This is a genomic window from Pseudomonas sp. 22189, assembly GCF_052045635.1.
Classification (GTDB): domain Bacteria; phylum Pseudomonadota; class Gammaproteobacteria; order Pseudomonadales; family Pseudomonadaceae; genus Aquipseudomonas; species Aquipseudomonas parakoreensis.
The window spans coordinates 218,907-235,374 of the sequence record NZ_JBQEPG010000007.1 but is presented as its reverse complement, the minus strand read 5'-3'; the positions used below and the strand labels follow the sequence as shown (position 1 = coordinate 235,374).

Here is a 16,468-nt window from a genome sequence, read left to right as displayed (position 1 = left end):
CACCCAGGGGCGATGCAGGGATGAAGAAAAGTCAAAAATTGTTCGGCGCCAGCCTGCTGGCGCTGGCAATCAGCGGATGTGCAGTCACCAGTGAACCGATCGAACGCAGTGTCAGCGAACAACGGGCCAAAGCCGACCTGCAAAGCATGTACAAGGGTCAGGAACCGCTGAGCGGTCCGCTGACCCTGCACCAGGCCATGGCCCGCGCGGTGAAATACAACCTCGAAGGCCGCTTGAAAATCATGGAGGAAGCGCTGGCCAAGCGGCAGCTCGACCTCGCCAGCTTCGACATGCTGCCACGCATGGCGCTGGATGCCGGTTACGTCGGACGCAACAATGTCAGCGCCTCCAGCAGCCAGAGCGTACGCACCGGCACCCAGTCCCTGGAACCGTCGACCTCCCAGGACCGCGACCGCAACGTCGCCGACCTGACCATGGTCTGGAACGTCCTCGATTTCGGCGTCAGCTACATCAACGCCAAGCAACAGGGCGACCAGCGCCTGATCGTTCAGGAACGCCGGCGCAAAGTGATCAACACCATCGTTCAGGACGTGCGCTCGGCTTATTGGCGGGCGATGGCGGCCGAACGTCTGCTCAAACAGATCGACAGCCTGATGGCCCGGGTCGACACCGCCCGGCGCAACAGCGAAAGCATGAGCGAGCAGCGCATCGGTGATCCGGTGCAGTCCCTCGGTTACCAGCGTTCGTTGATCGAAGCGACCCGGCAACTGGAAGAGCAACGCCGGGCGTTGTCGCTGGCGAAAACCGAACTGGCGACCCTGATCAATCTGCCGCTGGGCACCAACCTGACGCTGGCCACTGACGACGGTTATCAGATCCCGGAACTCAAGGTCGATATTTCCAGACTGGAGCAGGAAGCCCTGACCAGCCGTCCGGAACTGCGCGAGCAGGACTACCAGACCCGGATCAGTGCTGCTGAAACCCGCAAGGCGATGTTGCGCATGTTGCCGGGCCTGGAGTTTTCCGCCGGCGGACACTACGACAGCAACTCGTTTCTGGTGAACGATCGCTGGGCCGACTATGGGGTGAAAGTCACCTGGAACCTGTTCAATGTGATCTCCGCCCCGGCAGCCATCGATGTGGCCAAGGCTGGCGAAGAAGTCGCCACCGCACGCCGTCAGGCGATGTCGATCGCGGTGCTGGCGCAGCTGTATGTGGCCAATGCCAACTATCAAGAGGCGCTGCGTCAGTTCAAGACCAACCAGCAACTGTCGGACATCGACGGGCAGATCGTCGGTCAGTTGCGCAATCGGCACCAGGCCGCCGGCATCGGCGAGCTGGAATTGATTCAGGGTGAATTGAACAACCTGCAAGCGGATCTGCGCCGTGACCTGTCGTATGCCGATCTGCGCAATGCCTATGGGCAGATCTTCGCCAGCGCCGGCCTCGATCCGCTTCCGGATCAAGTGCAATCCACCGCGGTGCAGTCGATCGCCACGGCCCTGGCCAACCGCGAATCGGCCTGGGCGTCGGGGGATATCTCGGTGCCGGTGGTGGCCCATGCCGGCGCCAAATAATCTGCAGGCGCCCGTCGCCAGCATTAGCCGCAGGCAACGCGAGGCCCGCAACGGCCATCGCGGTGCTTTACCCAAGGCATGAGCCGCCCGGTCTGTTCGCGTCTACCGGTGGCGGTGGACCTGCCGCTGCTGTTGCAGGCGCTGCAGGCGATTGCCGAAGAGGCATGGCGCGGCCACTTCAACACGGACTACTTCACGGGCGACTGGAGCGGCGTGGCGCTGATTTCGGCTGCCGATGCACTGAGTGAGTTAGCCCCAGGACGCGGTTTGCCGCTGCAGCGCACGCCGTGGTTGCGTGATGAACGCTGGCAGCGGGGGCTGCGCGAGCTGGCGCTGGATATCGTCAGCGCACGCTTGCTGCGACTGGGGCCCGGCGGGCGAATTCATGAGCACCGTGATTACGATCTGGAGGGTCCGGAAGCCGATCTGCGCCTGCACATTCCGTTGCTCAGCCCGCCCGCCGCAGACTTCTGGCTCGAGGGGCAGCGTGTGCCGATGACGGCGGGGGAGTGCTGGTTTCTCGATCTTGCTCGTGCGCATCGGGTGGATAACTTCGATACGTCGGCACGGATTCATCTGGTGCTCGATTGCCGCCCCGGCGCCTGGCTTGCGCAGAAAATCGTCGAAGGTGTGAACGACACCCCCGCAACGCAACGGCCAGACTCGGCGTTGCAGCAATTCCAGCGATGGGTGGCGGGCGATGCCACGTTGGCGGCGACGTTGCAGGACATGACGGACCCCGAATTATTCATCGAGCGTACTCTTGAGCTGGCCGCCGAACACGGCTTGCCGTTCTCCCGGGAAGAGTTGCGTGCGGCGATGCGCCAAGGACGTCGGCAATGGAACGCGCAATGGAGCGGCTGAATTTCGACGGCTGGCTGCCGATCCGGGTATGGCCGGTTGCGGGGCTTTGGCAGGTCGATTGGTGCTGGTTCGGGGATAGACCTTTGCAGCAGCCGTTTTTTCGCGATGCGGTCGAGGACGCGTTGCGTTTGCCGTTCAATCAGGTCTTTCGGCGCCAGACGCCGCTGTCGGCGCTGACGCAGTGGCACAGGCAAAGCCCGGGGCTGGCCCCGAGTGCCTTTATCCTGCACGCCTCGCGTTGCGGTTCGACATTGATCAGCCAGATGCTCGCGTGGCTCGATGACCACATCGTAGTCTCGGAGCCACCGCCGCTTGATGCGCTTTTGCGAGGTGAGCTACCCGAAACCGAGCGGCGGGCAGCGATCAGTGGACTGCTCTCGGCCTACGGTCAACGTCGACGCGGTATCGAGCAGCGACTGGTGATCAAGCTCGATGCCTGGAACATCGGCGAATGGCCGTTGTTGCAGGCATGCTTTCCCGACACGCCGTGGCTGTTCGTGTATCGCGATCCGCTGGAAATCGCCGTATCGCACGTGCGTCGTCCGGGGATGCACATGGTGCCGGGGATGCTTGGTGATTGTGTGCTCGACGATGGTTTGCCATTTACCGGCAGTGAAGACTTCATTGCACGACGACTTGGACACTTGCTGGCGTCGGCGTATCTGCACTGCCGCGAGGGTGACGGACTGCTGGTGAACTACAGCGAGTTGCCCGAGGCCATGGCCGGACGATTGGCGAAGTTTTTTCGTTTGAATGTCGAGCAGCGGCAGCAGGTGTTGGCGGCGACGATGCAGCATGCCAAGCAGCCGTCCCAGCGCTTTGTTGCCGATGGCGAAGACAAGCGTCGCGAGGCTTCGCCGTGGTTGCGCGAACGGGTTCGGCAATGTGCCCAGGATGCCTTTCTGAATCTTGAATTGCTACGCAACGCATGAAAGATCGCAGCCTTCGGCAGCTCCTGCAGGGTGTACGCATAACCGATGCAGGAGCTGCCGCAGGCTGCGATCTTTTGCTGTCAGGTTTTTCCCGACAGATCCGCCATCCCCTTGAGCAGCTCGATGGGTAGGGGAAAGACAATCGTCGAACTCTTGTCACCCGCAATCGAACTCAAGGTCTGCATGTAGCGTAACTGCATGGCGCCGGGTTGGCGGCCGAGCATTTCGGCGGCCTGCATGAGTTTTTCCGAGGCTTGCAGTTCGCCTTCGGCGTGGATCACCTTGGCCCGGCGTTCACGTTCGGCTTCGGCCTGTTTGGCGATGGCACGGACCATCGATTCGTTGAGGTCGACGTGCTTGATCTCGACGTTGGCGACCTTGATGCCCCAGGCGTCGGTCTGGGCGTCGAGCACTTGCTGGATATCGATATTCAGTTGCTCGCGTTCGGCCAGCAGTTCATCCAGCTCATGTTTGCCGAGCACCGCGCGCAGGGTGGTCTGCGCCAGTTGGCTGGTGGCCGAAAGAAAGTCTTCGACCTGAATGATCGCCTTCTGCGGGTCAAGCACGCGGAAGTACAGCACCGCATTGACCTTCACCGAGACGTTGTCGCGGGTGATCACATCCTGGGGCGGCACGTCGAGCACCACGGTGCGCAGATCGACCCGGACCATTTGTTGCACCACCGGTATCAACAGGATCAGCCCCGGCCCTTTGACCTGCCAGAAGCGCCCGAGCTGGAACACCACGCCGCGCTCGTACTCACGCAGGATGCGGAAGGTCGACCCGGCGAGGGCGATCACCAACAGCAGCAGTGCAACAAAACCGATTTGCAGACCCATGATCACTCTCCGTGTCGCACCGCGTCAGTCGCGGCGACTTTCAGCAATAAGCCCTTGCGCCCTACCACGCGCACCGATTGCCCGGTGTGCAAGGGTGTGGCGCTGTGCACTTGCCAGTGTTCACCCTGCAAATGCACCCAGCCGTTGTGGGCGTTTTCCGCTTGCACGGTGGTCACCGCCGTCACGCTGCCGACCAGCCCGGCATCGCCGCTGACGGCGTGGCGCGGGCGGGTTTTCAAGGCGCGGATGATCAACGCGATCAGCAGCAGAGCGCTGAGCAGGCCGAGGCCGATGATCATCGGTACCGGCACCTCGGCGTTGCTCAGGATCAGCGCGCCGATGACGAACATGATGATCCCGCCAAGGCCGATGACCCCGTAGTTGGGCAGCGCGGCTTCGGCGATCAGAAAGGCAATGCCAAGAGAGATCAGCCACAGGCCGACCGGATTGACCGCCGTCAGCGGGACGTCAGCCGCGAGGGCCGGGCCGCTGGTCAGCAGTATCAGAAAAAACAGACAACATCGGCTGTTCACGTGACCCTCCGGGAGAGTCATGGGGGTGTTTCCTTAAGTCTAGTTGAGCCTGGCGCTGAATGAATTCTGCTCAATGAGCAGATGTGTCCAGTGAGCGGATTTCCCTTCGCCTGAGCCTCGCCGAACTAGACTCAGCAGAACAGGCACAACGTTCCGCGTGACACCGAGGTGCAGCATGCGTATGGCAAAAAAAGTGCAAAGCAGCCTGAACCGGGCGCATTGCGAATATGACATCGTGGCCCACCGCCACTCCGCCAGCAGTCTGGAAACCGCACGGGTTTCCGGGGTGCCCGCCGAGCGCGTGGCCAAGTCGGTGATTCTCGACGACCACCAGGGGCATTACCTGATGGCCGTGCTGCCGGCCAGCCGGCACCTGGATTTGAGCAAAGTGCGCAGCCGCGGCGAATGGCAGATCACCCGGGAAAGCAACCTGGCGCACATCTTCGATGACTGCGAACGCGGTGCGGTGCCGCCGCTGGGTGATTCCTACGGCCTGGACATGGTCATCGACCCGCTGCTGACCCGGCAGAAAGACATCTACCTGGAAGCCGGCAACCACAACTACCTGCTGCACATGAGCATGCCCGAGTTTCTGAAAATGGTGCCGCATGCCGAGGTGCGGGAGTTGAGTCAGTAGGTTCTGTAGCGCTTTCGCGGACGCCTTCGCGAGCAAGCTCGCTCCCACAGGTTGAACGCGTTCTCCTGTGGGAGCGAGCCTGCTCGCGAATAATCTCTCACCCACCGCATTCTTGAAGGAGCTCCCCATGGAGCAGCCCACCCACAGCCTGCCGTCCCTGTTCAAGCAACTGGGCCTGGACAGCGACCCGACCAGCATTGACCAATTCATCGCCACCCATTCACCGCTCAAACCCGAGCTGCACCTGGCGGATGCGTTTTTCTGGAGCAAAAGTCAGGCGGATTTCTTGCGAAGCGAGATTCTTGATGATGCGGATTGGGCGGAGGTGGTGGATCAGTTGGATGTGTTGTTGCGCAAGGGGCGGGTTTTGTAGGACTGAGTAAAACCTTATTACAGAATGTCCACAGGATCCCTATCGATGTTGGAGTAGCTTGCCAATTCAACAACCCGGAGCCGTCAATGCAATCATTTTTGCCAGTCAGAACTATTGATGTTGACGCGCTTGGAGACTGTATTGAGGCAGTGATCGAAAGCATCTCCAACGGGCCTGTCGAGCTTCGGGAGCACGACACAACAGTGGCTGTGTTGGTCTCGTCAGAAATTTATGAAGCGATCCTGGATACGCTGGATGATTTCGATTTGGTGTCAATCACACATTCGCGCAGGAACGAAGCAGGGGTAGCCATCGAGTTGGATGAACTATAGAAATTCTCTGCAGAGAAGATTTGTTTCAAAACTTGACTGAAATTCCCCGCCAATGCGATATTGATAGTTAGCAAACTAACAGTGTGCATTTTCCCGTGCCGAATTCCCTCGACGCTCTCCAGATGAACATCAGCAGTGCCATGGTGGTGGCCGCCAGGCATTGGCGGAAGATCTGCCAGACCACGCTGGTCAACTATGGAATCTCCGAAGCCTGCGCCGTGCCGTTGTTGATGATCGGGCGGTTGGGCGAGGGCGTGCGTCAGGTGCAAGTGGCGCAGGCGGCCGGGATGGAAAGTCCGTCGCTGGTACGCCTGCTCGACCAGTTGTGCCACGCCGGCTATGTCTGCCGCACCGAAGATGCGCAGGATCGCCGGGCCAAGTGCCTGAGCCTGACCGACACCGGCCGTGAACTGGTGCAAGCGGTGGAAAGTGAACTGGTACGTCTGCGTCATGAAGTGCTCGAAGGCATCGACCAGAGTGATCTGGAGGCTACGCTTCGAGTACTGCGAGCTTTTGAGGCGGCGAATCCGCCTGTGGTGATCAATTCTTGAACGGTTTTTTCTCCGGCATTCCTCCGGCCCGCGACTGGTTCTACGGGGTCCGCACCTTTGCAGCGTCGATGATCGCGCTGTACATCGCCTTGCTCATGCAAATGCCGCGTCCGTATTGGGCGATGGCCACGGTGTACATCGTCTCCAGCCCGTTTCTCGGCCCGACCAGTTCCAAGGCGCTGTACCGCGCCATCGGCACCTTTCTCGGGGCGGCGGCGGCGGTGCTGTTCGTGCCGATGTTCGTGCAGAGTCCATATGTGCTGGTGGTGGTGATTGCCTTGTGGACGGGGATTTTGCTGTTCCTGTCGCTGCATCTGCGCACCGCCAATAACTACGCGCTGATGCTGGCCGGTTACACATTGCCGCTGATTGCCTTGCCGACCGTGGATAATCCGCTGGCGGTGTGGGACGTGGCGGAAGCGCGCACCGAAGAGATTTTTCTCGGCATCGCCGTGGCGGCGGTGGTCGGCGCGATGTTCTGGCCGCGGCGTCTGGCGCCGGTGTTCAACGACGCGGTGGGTAAATGGTTCGCCGACGCCACCACCTACAGCCTGAAGTTTCTCAGTCGCGACGTGCAGCCTGAACAGATCGCCACGCTGCGCATGGCCATGGTCGCCAATTTCAACAGCCTCGAATTGATGATCGGCCAGTTGCCCCACGAAGGCGCTCGACCGCAAACCGTGCGCAACACCAAGGAACTGCGCGGGCGGATGATCCACCTGCTGCCGGTGATCGACGCGCTGGAAGATTCGCTCTACGCGCTTGAACGGCGCACACCGGAACTGGTGGAAAAGTTTGCCCCGCTGTTGACCGCGACCCAGCAATGGCTCGGCCATAACGACGCTGATCTGGCGCGTTGGCAGGCGCTCAAGGATCAACTCCAGGCCCTGCAGCCAAACTGCGAGGCCTTGGAAGATCGCAAGCAATTGCTGTTCTCCAACGCGATTTATCGCCTCGGCGAATTCATCGATCTGTGGCAGGACTGCCGCAGTTTGCAGGACGCGATTCTCTGCGAGCGCCAGGATAGCTGGCGTGCGGTTTACCGGCACTGGCGCCTCGGGCGGCTGACGCCGTTTCTCGACCGCGGGATGATGCTGTATTCGGTGGCCTCGACCATTCTGGCGATCATCGTCGCCTCGGTGCTGTGGATCCTGCTGGGTTGGCCGGACGGCGGCAGTGCGGTGATTCTGGCAGCGGTGGCGTGCAGTTTCTTCGCCTCGATGGACGACCCGGCGCCGCAGATCTACCGGTTCTTTTTCTGGACCGGGATGTCGGTACTGTTCGCCAGTCTCTATCTGTTCCTGATTCTGCCGAACCTGCACGATTTCCCGATGCTGGTACTGGCGTTTGCGGTTCCGTTCATTTGCGTCGGCACCCTGACGGTGCAGCCGCGTTTCTACCTCGGCATGCTCCTGACGCTGGTCAACACCTCGTCGTTCATCAGCATTCAGGGCGCGTATGACGCGGACTTTTTCGCCTTTGTGAACTCCAACCTGGCCGGCCCGATGGGTTTGCTGTTCGCGTTCATCTGGACCCTGATCGCCCGCCCGTTTGGCGTCGAGCTGGCCGCCAAACGTCTGACCCGTTTCAGCTGGAAGGACATCGTGCACATGACCGAGCCGGCCAACCTTGCCGAACATCGGCAGTTGGGCGTGCAGTTGCTCGACCGTCTGATGCAGCACTTGCCGCGTCTGGCCATGACCGGCCAGGACACCGGGATTGCCATGCGTGAAGTGCGCGTCGGCCTCAACCTGCTCGATCTGCTGGCCTACACCCCGCGGGTGGAAGGCGCGCCGAATGCCCTGCTGCAACAAGTGGTGGCCGAGGTCGGTGAGTATTTTCGCGCTTGCCTCAAGGCCGGCGAACGCTTGCCGGCACCGAGTCCCTTATTGATGACCATGGATCGCGCCCGCCGCGCCCTCAAAGGCCACGGCGACGAAGAAACCCGGCTAAACCTGTTGCATGCCCTGAGCGGTTTGCGTCTGGCGCTGTTGCCCGGCGTGGAATTTGTCAGCACCGGCGATGCCGAAGAACCGCTGCCCGATGGAGCGCCCCTATGATTGGTGATCTGGATATCAGCGGCATTTTCCTGCCGACCCTGCTGGTGTTGATGGGCATCACCTATGTGTTGTTTGTGCTGGTGCATGGCGTGCTCACGCGCCTGCACTTTTACCGTCTGGTCTGGCACCGGGCATTGTTCAACGTGGCCCTCTACGCCGTGATGCTGTACGGCGTGGACTCACTCAGTCGATACCTGATGACATGAAAAAACCGTTTCTGACTATCGGTCGCGTGGTCCTGACCCTGCTGATCGTGACTTTCGCCGTCGTCCTCGTCTGGCGCATGGTGATGTATTACATGTTTGCGCCGTGGACCCGTGACGGCCACATTCGCGCTGACATTATTCAGATCGCCCCGGACGTGTCCGGGCTGATCCAGCAGGTCGAGGTCAAGGACAACCAGTTGATCAAACGCGGCCAGGTGCTGTTCAGCATCGACCAGGACCGCTTCAAACTGGCCCTGCGTCAGGCTAGAGCGGCGGTCGCCGATCGCGAAGAAACCCTGGCCCAGGCGCAGCGTGAAGCCAAGCGTAACCGTGGTCTGGGTAATCTGGTGCCGGCCGAACAGCTGGAAGAAAGCCAGTCGAAAGTTGCCCGCGCGCAATCGGCGCTGGCCGAAGCGCTGGTGACGGTGGACAGCGCGCAGCTCAATCTGGATCGCTCGGTGATCCGCAGCCCGGTGGACGGTTACGTCAACGACCGTGCGCCGCGTGTGCAGGAATTCGTCACAGCCGGGCGTCCGGTGTTGTCGGTGGTCGACAGCAACTCTTTCCATATCGACGGCTACTTCGAAGAAACCAAACTCGATGGCATTCATGTCGGGCAGTCGGTGGATATCCGTGTGATCGGCGACAAGGCCAGGCTGCGCGGGCATGTCGAAAGCATCGTCGCCGGTATCGAAGACCGCGACCGCACCAGCGGCAACAACCTGCTGCCGAACGTCAACCCGGCGTTCAGCTGGGTGCGCCTGGCACAACGGATTCCAGTGCGCATCGCCTTTGACGAGGTGCCGGAAGACTTCCGCATGATCGCCGGGCGGACCGCGACCGTGTCGATCATCGACGACAAAACGCAGGAGCCCGCGCAATGAACAGGGCCCTGTTGATCGCCGGGTTGGGCCTGATGCTCTCGGCCTGTCAGATGGTCGGGCCGGACTATCACCTGCCCGCTGACGCGGCGGTGCAGCGCAAGGATTTTCAGGGCGAACTGGCGGTGGACGGCAAACCAGTGGTGTCGGCGCCGGTGCCGGCGGACTGGTGGCGGCTGTATCAAGACCCGCGTCTGGATCAACTGGTACAGCAAGCCATGGCTTCCAATACGGATTTGCGCGTGGCGGCGGCCAACCTGTCGCGGGCGCGGGCTCAGGTCGATGAAGCGGAAGCGGCCGGCGGCTGGAGCGGCGGCGTGAAGATGGGCGCGCAGCGCTTGCAGGAATCCGGACAAGCATTCCTGCTGCCGGAAAAAGTCCCGGTGGCCAACGTCGCTGACATCGGTATCAGCGCGTCTTACCAGTTCGATCTGTGGGGCACGCTGCAACGCGGCATCGAAGCGGCGAAAGCCAACGCCGATGCCACGCAAGCGGCGGCCGACACCGCGCGCATCACCCTGGTGGCGGACGTGGTCCGTGCCTACACCCAAGTGTGCGCCGCCAACGAAGAACGGGAAATCGCTCAGCATTCCCTCGACCTGCAATCGCAGAGCACCACGCTGATCCAGCGCTTGCGCGATGCCGGGCGTGGTGACGAGACCCAGGTCACTCGTTCGCAAACCCAATTCAAATCCTTGCGGGCTGACCTGCCGCGCTACGAAGCGGCGCGTCAGGCCGGATTGTTCCGCCTGTCGATGCTGCTGGCCAAACCGCTCGACCAGTTGCCTGCCGGCACCGCGACCTGTGCCGAACTGCCGAAAATCGCCCAACAGTTGCCGGTGGGCGACGGTGCGGCGCTGCTCAAGCGTCGTCCCGATGTGCGGCAAGCCGAGCGTCGTCTGGCCGCCGCGACCGCCGGCATCGGCATTGCAACCGGTGAGCTGTACCCGGACATCAGCATCGGCGCGACCATCGGCACCGTCGGCATCGTTTCCGATCTTGGCGATCCATCGACCAACCGCTGGGGCTTTGGCCCGTCGCTGAGCTGGAAGGTGCCGACCAACGGCGCCCGCGCACGGATCCGTGAGGCCGAAGCCAACACTCAGGGCGCACTGGCGCATTTTGACGGCGTGGTACTCAACGCCATCCGCGAAACCCAGACCGGTCTGGCCCAGTACAGCGCACTGCTGCAGCGTCGCGATGCCTTGGCCGATGCCGAGCAGTCGGCGAAACTGGCGGCGGACCAGACCCACCGCTTCTTCCAGGCCGGGCGCGAGTCGTTCCTCGCCGACCTGCAGGCGACCCGCACTTACACCGACGTCACTGCGCAACTGGCCGCCGCCAACACCCAGGTTGCCATGAGCCAGATCGATTTGTTCCTCGCCCTCGGTGGTGGTTGGGAAAGCGGACGAACGCAAGCCTCAAGCACCAGCAAACCCTGAAGCCGTTGCTATGCTTTGAAGTGTTGAAAGGGTGCCCCGTGCAACGCACCCTTTCAGCGCACATTGCTAGCGCTGGTCTAGGGGAAACCAATAATGAAAAACCCTTACGCTCTCGGCTTCTGGTGCGCCCTGGTAGCGCTGGTGCTGCTATCGGCCACCTATTTCTACGGCATCATGCTGGCCCATCAGATCGACAAGGCCATGGTCTTCCTCGACAGCGCCACGGCGTTGATCGCGGTGATGGCCATCGTCGTCGTGGCGTGGGCCTCGGTCCAGGTGCAGCGGGTCAAGAAACGCCAGTTGGAACAGGGCAAGACCCTGGTGCTGATCTGGGACACCAAAGTCGCCCTGCGCCGGGTCGAAACCGTGTTTGATCGCTACTTCTGGGGCAGCTACTGGCAACCGGGACGCACCTTCGCCGAAGTCATGGGCGAACTGACCGGCACCCCGCTGGAAAAAAGCCTCGAAGCCCTGAAAAAACAGTGCCTGGAACTCGACAAGCAGATTGCCGATGAAGGCTGGCACTGGCTCAACAATGCCCGCGAACTGTCGGATGTCGCCACGGCCATGGCCCGGGAGCGCTATCAGCTGGATTTCTGCGATCCCCGGGCCGATGGGCCGGGCGGGGCGGTGATTGATCGCGACTTTGAAGTGCTGGTGTATACCTGGACGGCGCGGTTGAAGAGCTTTGATCATCAGCTCGATGAGATCGAGGTTCAGTATTCCTGATCTTCTGGGAGTCCTCTGGCCCCATCGCTGGCAAGCCAGCTCCCACAGTTTTTGTGGTGTTCTCGGATTTTGTGAACACAACCAGTCCTGTGGGAGCTGGCTTGCCAGCGATAGCGTCCTCAACAACACTGCAACTCTCCCCGCCTGTCAGCTGTCCACACTCCCCATAGACACTCTTTAACCTTTAAACATTGGGCCGCCTCGCGCTGCCAGTGCTAATCTCCACCGCTAATTTCAGCGGAGTCGAGCCGCGACCCGGTCACGGGTTCAGGGAAGACGACCACACTTTCAGCCACGGACATTGATCAGGTCATTCATGAATAAATCAGCAGGCGTGCTTCTCGGGATTGTTGTTGCCATCGGTGCGATCAGCGCCGGCGGGGCCTGGTATACCGGGACCAAGATTGAAGGCGTACTGAACAACGCCGTCAGCAACGCCAACAAAGAGCTGCAGACCGCGATGGCCGGCTCCAATGGCAGCGCGTCGCTGGAGCTGGTGTCGCTGGAGCGCCACACCTTCACCAGCACCGCGCACTACCGCCTCAAGGGCGAAGGCGAGATGTTCGGTGACCAGCCGGTCGAGCTGCTGTTCGTCGATCACATCGAACACGGCCCGCTGCCGTTCTCGCGCCTGGTGTCGCTGAAGTGGCTGCCGGTCATGGCCACCAGCAATTACGAGCTGGAAAAGAGCCCGGCCACCGAAAAATGGTTTGCCGCCACCAAGGGCGCCGCGCCGCTCAAAGGTGTGACCAACCTCGGCTACGACGAATCCACCACCAGCAGCCTCGAGTTGCTACCGCTGGAAACCGCGCTGGACGAGCAGTCGAGCCTGAAATTCTCCGGCCTGACCATGAACATCTCCGCCAGTGCCCAGGCGCAGAAGGTCAAGGCTGACGGCTACATGGACAGCCTGAAACTGGTCACCGTGTCGCAGGATCAGGCACCGGTGCAGGTCGAACTCAACGGTCTGACCCTGGCCAGCAACCTTACCAAGAGCAGCTACGGCTACTACACCGGGGAAAACACCCTGGAGCTGACCAACAGCAAAACCACTTTCGGTCCCAAGCAGTCGGTACTCGGCGTGAAGAACTTCGAAATGAAGAACCTCACCGAAGAGAGCGGCAGCAATGCCTCGGGCCGCGCTGACTACAAGGTGGGTGAAGTCACCCTCAACGACAAGAAAATCGGTTCGGCCAACATGGCCATGAGCCTGAAGAACCTCGACATCCCGTCGACCATGTCGCTGATGCAGATCTACCAGACCAAATTGCAGCCGTACGAGAAGGAAGCGGCGGCCGCTGCCGAAGCCGGCCTGCCGGCACCGGAGCTGAACCTGACCGAAGCCGAGTCGGCACAGGTCAAGGCTGACCTGCAGAAACTGCTGGCCGCCAGTCCACAGATCGCGCTGGAAAACCTGTCGCTGAAAACCGCCAACGGTGAAAGTCGCGCCAGTCTGGTGATTGATCTGACCAAACCGCAATCGATGGATCTGCCGCCGGATCAACTGGGCAAGCAATTGATCGCGCTGCTGGACCTGAATATTCAGGTGTCCAAGCCGATGCTGATCGACCTGCTCAGCGTGCAGGCGCAGCTCGACGGTCAGACTGACGCCAAAGCCATCGTCGATCAGGCCAGCGCCGGTGCCGACATGTTCTCCGGCATGGCAGTCGGTTCGCAATTGGCGACCGTCGACGGCACCAATGTCGTGACCAAGCTGCATTACGCCGCCAACCAGGTGGAATTCAACGGCCAGAAAATGACCGTCGAGCAGTTCGTCGGCTTCCTGATGAGCAAGTTCGCTGGCGTCACGCAAGTGCAGTAATCCTGCGCTCTAAATAGCAACGCCCGGCCTCTGGATTCGCGGACGCCGGGCGTTTTGCTGTCTGGCGTTCGGGTTTTGCACTGAACCGGCGGCACGATTCTGAACAATTATTGTGTTCTGAATATTCGACTACGCTTGCATGCAAGACTGCCTGACTAAGCTTGGCTGGGTCTTTATTGGCTCAGCCTCCGTTACGAATGGGCAAGGGGGGCATTGCGACCCGGCTGGCCATGTAAGGATGCTGACGAATGCCGCGTATTGATGTGCCTGTTCTACATCGTGGTTTACGCCCGTTGTTTCGTGTTGCGCTGTGCAGCCAGTTGCTCTGGCCGGCACTGGCGTTTGCCGATACGCCCTATGATCAGATGGTGCGTGATGCCCGTGCCGGGCAGACCACGCCTGCGCTGAACGTGCTGCGCCAGGTGCCACCGGGGCAGTCGACCACTGGCCAGATCAGCGATCACCTGCAGATCGCCAGTTGGGCCGGCCTCGATGCCGAAGTGGTGCAGGTCTATGAAACCCAGGGCCGTGACCGGGTGCTGCCGGTGCAGGCACTGACCGCCACCGCACGGGCCTATCGCAACCTCAAGCGTTGGGATCAGGCGACTCAGGTCTACAACAAGGCGCTGGCGCTGGAGCCGGACAACGCTGACCTGCAATTGGGGCTGGCCCTGACTCAGGCTGACGCGGGCAAACCCGACGAAGCCGTGACCCGCGCCAAGGCGCTGGTCGCCGCCAAACCCGACGATCCTTCGCGCCGCCTCGCACTGGGCTATGCCCTGACCCGCGCCGGCAAGCAGTACGACGCGTTGTTTGAATACGATCAAGCGTTTATCCGTGCCGGCAGCAAGCCGGAAGTCGCCCGCGAATACGTGGTCGCCCTGCAAAAGGCGCGGCTGCCGGAACCGGCGCTGCGTCTGGCCAATCAACGTCCGGGGCTGATCGACCCGGTCACCTTGCGTCGACTCGAAGGTGATCTGGCCGCCGAACGCGTGCGTCTGGCCGAACTCGCCACCCGCAGTGAAAAAGAACGCTACGTGATCGCCGACCGCGCGCTGGCCGATTACGACAAACTGCTCGCCACCTGGACCCCGGATGCCAGCGCCCATGATGACGTGATTCGCTGGCGCATCGACCGCATGGGCGCACTCAAGGCCCGGGCGCGCACCGCAGACGTGATCAATGAATACCAGAAGCTGCAAAGCGAAGGCGTGAAGATTCCGACCTACGCCTTGCGCTGGGTGGCGGCGTCGTATCTGGATCAGCGCCAGCCAGAAGTCTCTACCGACCTGTATCGCCAGGTGCTGTCGGCCCCGGACGCCGATGTCGGTGATCGCCTCGAAGACACCACCGCGTTGTACTACTCGTTGCTGGAAAGCGACCGCGCCGATGAAGCGCGCAAAGTCGCCGAGGATCTGGCCAAGGCCCAGAAACCGCGCGTCGAACTCAAGGGCTTGCCGATCGGCAACCCCAATGATGAGTGGATGGACGCCCAGCAACTCGCGGCGCAGGCCGGCACCTACGGCTCCGACCTGCCGCACGGCGAAGAGCGCCTGCAGACACTGGTCGATCAGGCCCCGGGCAACATCGGCCTGCGCCTGGCGCAGGCCGATCTGTACCTGGCTCGGCAATGGCCACGCCGCGCGGAAAATCAGCTCAAGGAAACCGAGAGCATGGTCCCGCGCGACATGGGCCTGGAACTGGCTCAGGCGCGCACCGCGATGACCCTGCAGGAATGGCGGCAAATGGATGCGCTGACCGATGACGTGGTCGCGCGTTTTCCCGACAACCGTCAGGTGCAACGAGCGGCCCGCGAGCGCGAAGTGCACGACATGTCCGAACTGCGCGTCGAAGCCTATGGCGGCAAGGCCAACGGAGGCGGCGGCAGTGGTGCGGGCGCGGTCAGTGGCAGCCGCGATTTCGGCATCCAGAGCACTCTGTACAGCCCGCCGATCGATGAAGACTGGCGGGTGTTCGTCGGCGCCGGTTATGCCACCGGCGACTTCGCCGAAGGCACGGGCACCGACCGCTTCCAGCGTGTCGGTCTGGAGCGCCGTACCCGCGACATGAGCCTGGAAGCCGAGGTCTCCAACCACGATTACGGTTACGGCGCCAAGCAGGGCGCGCGCATCGCGATTGCCCGCGACATCAACGATCACTGGCAGTACGGCGGCAGCTTCGCCTATCTGTCGGCCGAGACGCCGTTGCGGGCGCTCAACAGCGACATCAAGGCCAACGGCGGCAACGCGTTCATTCGCTGGCGCGCCAACGAAAGTCGCGAGTGGCGGCTGTCGGTCAGCCCGTCGCACTTCAGCGACGGCAACAACCGCGTCGAAGCCTTGCTCACCGGGCGCGAGGGCGTCTACAGCGCGCCGAACGTGCAGGTCGATGCCGGTCTGGAAGTCGGTACCAGTCACAACTCCAAGTCCGAGGATGTGCCGTACTTCAACCCGAAGGCGGACTTCAGCGTGATGCCGACGGTCAACGTCAACCATGTGCTCTACCACCGTTACGAAACCTCGTGGAGCCAGCAGTTTCAGGCCGGGGCGGGCACCTACAGCCAGCGTGACCACGGCACCGGCGGCATGGCGATGCTCGGCTACGGCCAGCGTTATGCCTGGAACGACGTGTTCGAGGTGGGCGGTTTGTTCAGTGTGATCAACCGGCCCTACGACGGTGATCGGGAGACCGATCTGCGTCTGCTCGTCGACCTCACTTTCCGCTTCTAG

The 16,468-nt window shown here is 61.7% G+C and carries 16 protein-coding genes and 1 pseudogene; 15 read left to right on the top strand and 2 right to left on the bottom strand.

Annotated features, from left to right (window positions below; genetic code table 11):
- Positions 1 to 20: 20 nt before the first annotated feature.
- The 4 genes and pseudogenes from ACTJKS_RS10140 to ACTJKS_RS10125 all read left to right on the top strand — a co-directional run bounded on the left by ACTJKS_RS10140 (position 21) and on the right by ACTJKS_RS10125 (position 3,334).
- Positions 21 to 1,538 (top strand): TolC family protein, encoded by a 1,518-nt coding sequence (locus ACTJKS_RS10140; protein WP_041070966.1) that lies wholly within the window; start codon positions 21 to 23, stop codon positions 1,536 to 1,538.
- Positions 1,522 to 1,602 (top strand): annotated as a pseudogene (locus ACTJKS_RS10135) (adenylyl-sulfate kinase); the annotation flags it as partial. The gene ACTJKS_RS10140 and the pseudogene ACTJKS_RS10135, both read left to right, overlap by 17 nt.
- Before the next feature lie 14 nt (positions 1,603 to 1,616).
- Positions 1,617 to 2,402 (top strand): aspartyl/asparaginyl beta-hydroxylase domain-containing protein, encoded by a 786-nt coding sequence (locus ACTJKS_RS10130; RefSeq protein ID WP_108181313.1) that lies wholly within the window; start codon positions 1,617 to 1,619, stop codon positions 2,400 to 2,402.
- Complete coding sequence (locus ACTJKS_RS10125) at positions 2,390 to 3,334, top strand: sulfotransferase family protein (RefSeq protein WP_108181314.1); 945 nt, start codon at positions 2,390 to 2,392, stop codon at positions 3,332 to 3,334. Before ACTJKS_RS10130 ends, ACTJKS_RS10125 begins: the two co-directional genes overlap by 13 nt.
- An 80-nt stretch (positions 3,335 to 3,414) precedes the next feature.
- Here ACTJKS_RS10125 and ACTJKS_RS10120 read toward each other — a convergent pair whose 3' ends face one another.
- Both ACTJKS_RS10120 and ACTJKS_RS10115 read right to left on the bottom strand, forming a co-directional pair.
- On the bottom strand, positions 3,415 to 4,173 hold the full coding sequence (locus ACTJKS_RS10120) for a slipin family protein (RefSeq protein WP_041070974.1): 759 nt from the start codon (positions 4,171 to 4,173) through the stop codon (positions 3,415 to 3,417).
- Positions 4,174 to 4,175: 2 nt separating this feature from the next.
- On the bottom strand, positions 4,176 to 4,727 hold the full coding sequence (locus ACTJKS_RS10115; RefSeq protein ID WP_065118211.1) for an NfeD family protein: 552 nt from the start codon (positions 4,725 to 4,727) through the stop codon (positions 4,176 to 4,178).
- Between the two features lie 154 nt (positions 4,728 to 4,881).
- On the opposite strand from ACTJKS_RS10115, the gene ACTJKS_RS10110 reads away from it, so the two are divergent.
- From ACTJKS_RS10110 to pgaA, 11 genes are all read left to right on the top strand, one after another.
- Positions 4,882 to 5,343, top strand: a complete 462-nt coding sequence (locus tag ACTJKS_RS10110) for an aminoacyl-tRNA deacylase (protein WP_108181315.1) — start codon at positions 4,882 to 4,884, stop codon at positions 5,341 to 5,343.
- 127 nt (positions 5,344 to 5,470) lie between these two features.
- Positions 5,471 to 5,716 carry a DUF2789 domain-containing protein gene (locus ACTJKS_RS10105; RefSeq protein WP_108181316.1) on the top strand — a complete coding sequence of 82 codons (246 nt, stop codon included), beginning with the start codon at positions 5,471 to 5,473 and terminating at the stop codon, positions 5,714 to 5,716.
- Between the two features lie 86 nt (positions 5,717 to 5,802).
- Positions 5,803 to 6,048, top strand: a complete 246-nt coding sequence (locus ACTJKS_RS10100; RefSeq protein ID WP_108181317.1) for a hypothetical protein — start codon at positions 5,803 to 5,805, stop codon at positions 6,046 to 6,048.
- Positions 6,049 to 6,170: 122 nt separating this feature from the next.
- The gene (locus tag ACTJKS_RS10095) at positions 6,171 to 6,599 is read left to right on the top strand and encodes a MarR family winged helix-turn-helix transcriptional regulator (RefSeq protein ID WP_047290742.1); all 429 of its coding nucleotides are present in this window, start codon (positions 6,171 to 6,173) and stop codon (positions 6,597 to 6,599) included.
- Positions 6,596 to 8,659, top strand: a complete 2,064-nt coding sequence (locus tag ACTJKS_RS10090) for an FUSC family protein (RefSeq protein WP_108181318.1) — start codon at positions 6,596 to 6,598, stop codon at positions 8,657 to 8,659. The genes ACTJKS_RS10095 and ACTJKS_RS10090 overlap by 4 nt, the downstream gene beginning before the upstream one ends.
- Entirely contained in the window at positions 8,656 to 8,865 is a 210-nt protein-coding gene (locus tag ACTJKS_RS10085; RefSeq protein WP_007957657.1) for a DUF1656 domain-containing protein, read from the top strand. Before ACTJKS_RS10090 ends, ACTJKS_RS10085 begins: the two co-directional genes overlap by 4 nt.
- Positions 8,862 to 9,749, top strand: coding sequence for an efflux RND transporter periplasmic adaptor subunit (locus ACTJKS_RS10080; protein ID WP_108181319.1), 888 nt, complete (start codon positions 8,862 to 8,864; stop codon positions 9,747 to 9,749). Before ACTJKS_RS10085 ends, ACTJKS_RS10080 begins: the two co-directional genes overlap by 4 nt.
- Positions 9,746 to 11,188 carry an efflux transporter outer membrane subunit gene (locus ACTJKS_RS10075; protein WP_108181320.1) on the top strand — a complete coding sequence of 481 codons (1,443 nt, stop codon included), beginning with the start codon at positions 9,746 to 9,748 and terminating at the stop codon, positions 11,186 to 11,188. The genes ACTJKS_RS10080 and ACTJKS_RS10075 overlap by 4 nt, the downstream gene beginning before the upstream one ends.
- Positions 11,189 to 11,281: 93 nt before the next feature.
- Positions 11,282 to 11,917, top strand: a complete 636-nt coding sequence (locus tag ACTJKS_RS10070) for a hypothetical protein (RefSeq protein WP_047290746.1) — start codon at positions 11,282 to 11,284, stop codon at positions 11,915 to 11,917.
- A gap of 316 nt (positions 11,918 to 12,233) precedes the next feature.
- Positions 12,234 to 13,739 carry a YdgA family protein gene (locus ACTJKS_RS10065; protein ID WP_108181321.1) on the top strand — a complete coding sequence of 502 codons (1,506 nt, stop codon included), beginning with the start codon at positions 12,234 to 12,236 and terminating at the stop codon, positions 13,737 to 13,739.
- A gap of 248 nt (positions 13,740 to 13,987) precedes the next feature.
- Positions 13,988 to 16,468, top strand: a complete 2,481-nt coding sequence (gene pgaA, locus ACTJKS_RS10060) for a poly-beta-1,6 N-acetyl-D-glucosamine export porin PgaA (protein ID WP_142580076.1) — start codon at positions 13,988 to 13,990, stop codon at positions 16,466 to 16,468.

Excerpts from the sequence above, each read along its gene's own strand:
- ACTJKS_RS10140 (WP_041070966.1), top strand. The coding sequence starts at position 21 with ATGAAGAAAAGTCAAAAATTGTTCGGCGCCAGCCTGCTGGCGCTGGCA.
- ACTJKS_RS10130 (WP_108181313.1), top strand. The coding sequence starts at position 1,617 with ATGAGCCGCCCGGTCTGTTCGCGTCTACCGGTGGCGGTGGACCTGCCG.
- ACTJKS_RS10125 (WP_108181314.1), top strand. The coding sequence starts at position 2,390 with ATGGAGCGGCTGAATTTCGACGGCTGGCTGCCGATCCGGGTATGGCCG.
- ACTJKS_RS10120 (WP_041070974.1), bottom strand. The coding sequence starts at position 4,173 with ATGGGTCTGCAAATCGGTTTTGTTGCACTGCTGCTGTTGGTGATCGCC.
- ACTJKS_RS10115 (WP_065118211.1), bottom strand. The coding sequence starts at position 4,727 with ATGACTCTCCCGGAGGGTCACGTGAACAGCCGATGTTGTCTGTTTTTT.
- ACTJKS_RS10110 (WP_108181315.1), top strand. The coding sequence starts at position 4,882 with ATGCGTATGGCAAAAAAAGTGCAAAGCAGCCTGAACCGGGCGCATTGC.
- ACTJKS_RS10105 (WP_108181316.1), top strand. The coding sequence starts at position 5,471 with ATGGAGCAGCCCACCCACAGCCTGCCGTCCCTGTTCAAGCAACTGGGC.
- ACTJKS_RS10100 (WP_108181317.1), top strand. The coding sequence starts at position 5,803 with ATGCAATCATTTTTGCCAGTCAGAACTATTGATGTTGACGCGCTTGGA.
- ACTJKS_RS10095 (WP_047290742.1), top strand. The coding sequence starts at position 6,171 with ATGAACATCAGCAGTGCCATGGTGGTGGCCGCCAGGCATTGGCGGAAG.
- ACTJKS_RS10085 (WP_007957657.1), top strand. The coding sequence starts at position 8,656 with ATGATTGGTGATCTGGATATCAGCGGCATTTTCCTGCCGACCCTGCTG.
- ACTJKS_RS10080 (WP_108181319.1), top strand. The coding sequence starts at position 8,862 with ATGAAAAAACCGTTTCTGACTATCGGTCGCGTGGTCCTGACCCTGCTG.
- ACTJKS_RS10075 (WP_108181320.1), top strand. The coding sequence starts at position 9,746 with ATGAACAGGGCCCTGTTGATCGCCGGGTTGGGCCTGATGCTCTCGGCC.
- ACTJKS_RS10070 (WP_047290746.1), top strand. The coding sequence starts at position 11,282 with ATGAAAAACCCTTACGCTCTCGGCTTCTGGTGCGCCCTGGTAGCGCTG.
- ACTJKS_RS10065 (WP_108181321.1), top strand. The coding sequence starts at position 12,234 with ATGAATAAATCAGCAGGCGTGCTTCTCGGGATTGTTGTTGCCATCGGT.
- pgaA (WP_142580076.1), top strand. The coding sequence starts at position 13,988 with ATGCCGCGTATTGATGTGCCTGTTCTACATCGTGGTTTACGCCCGTTG.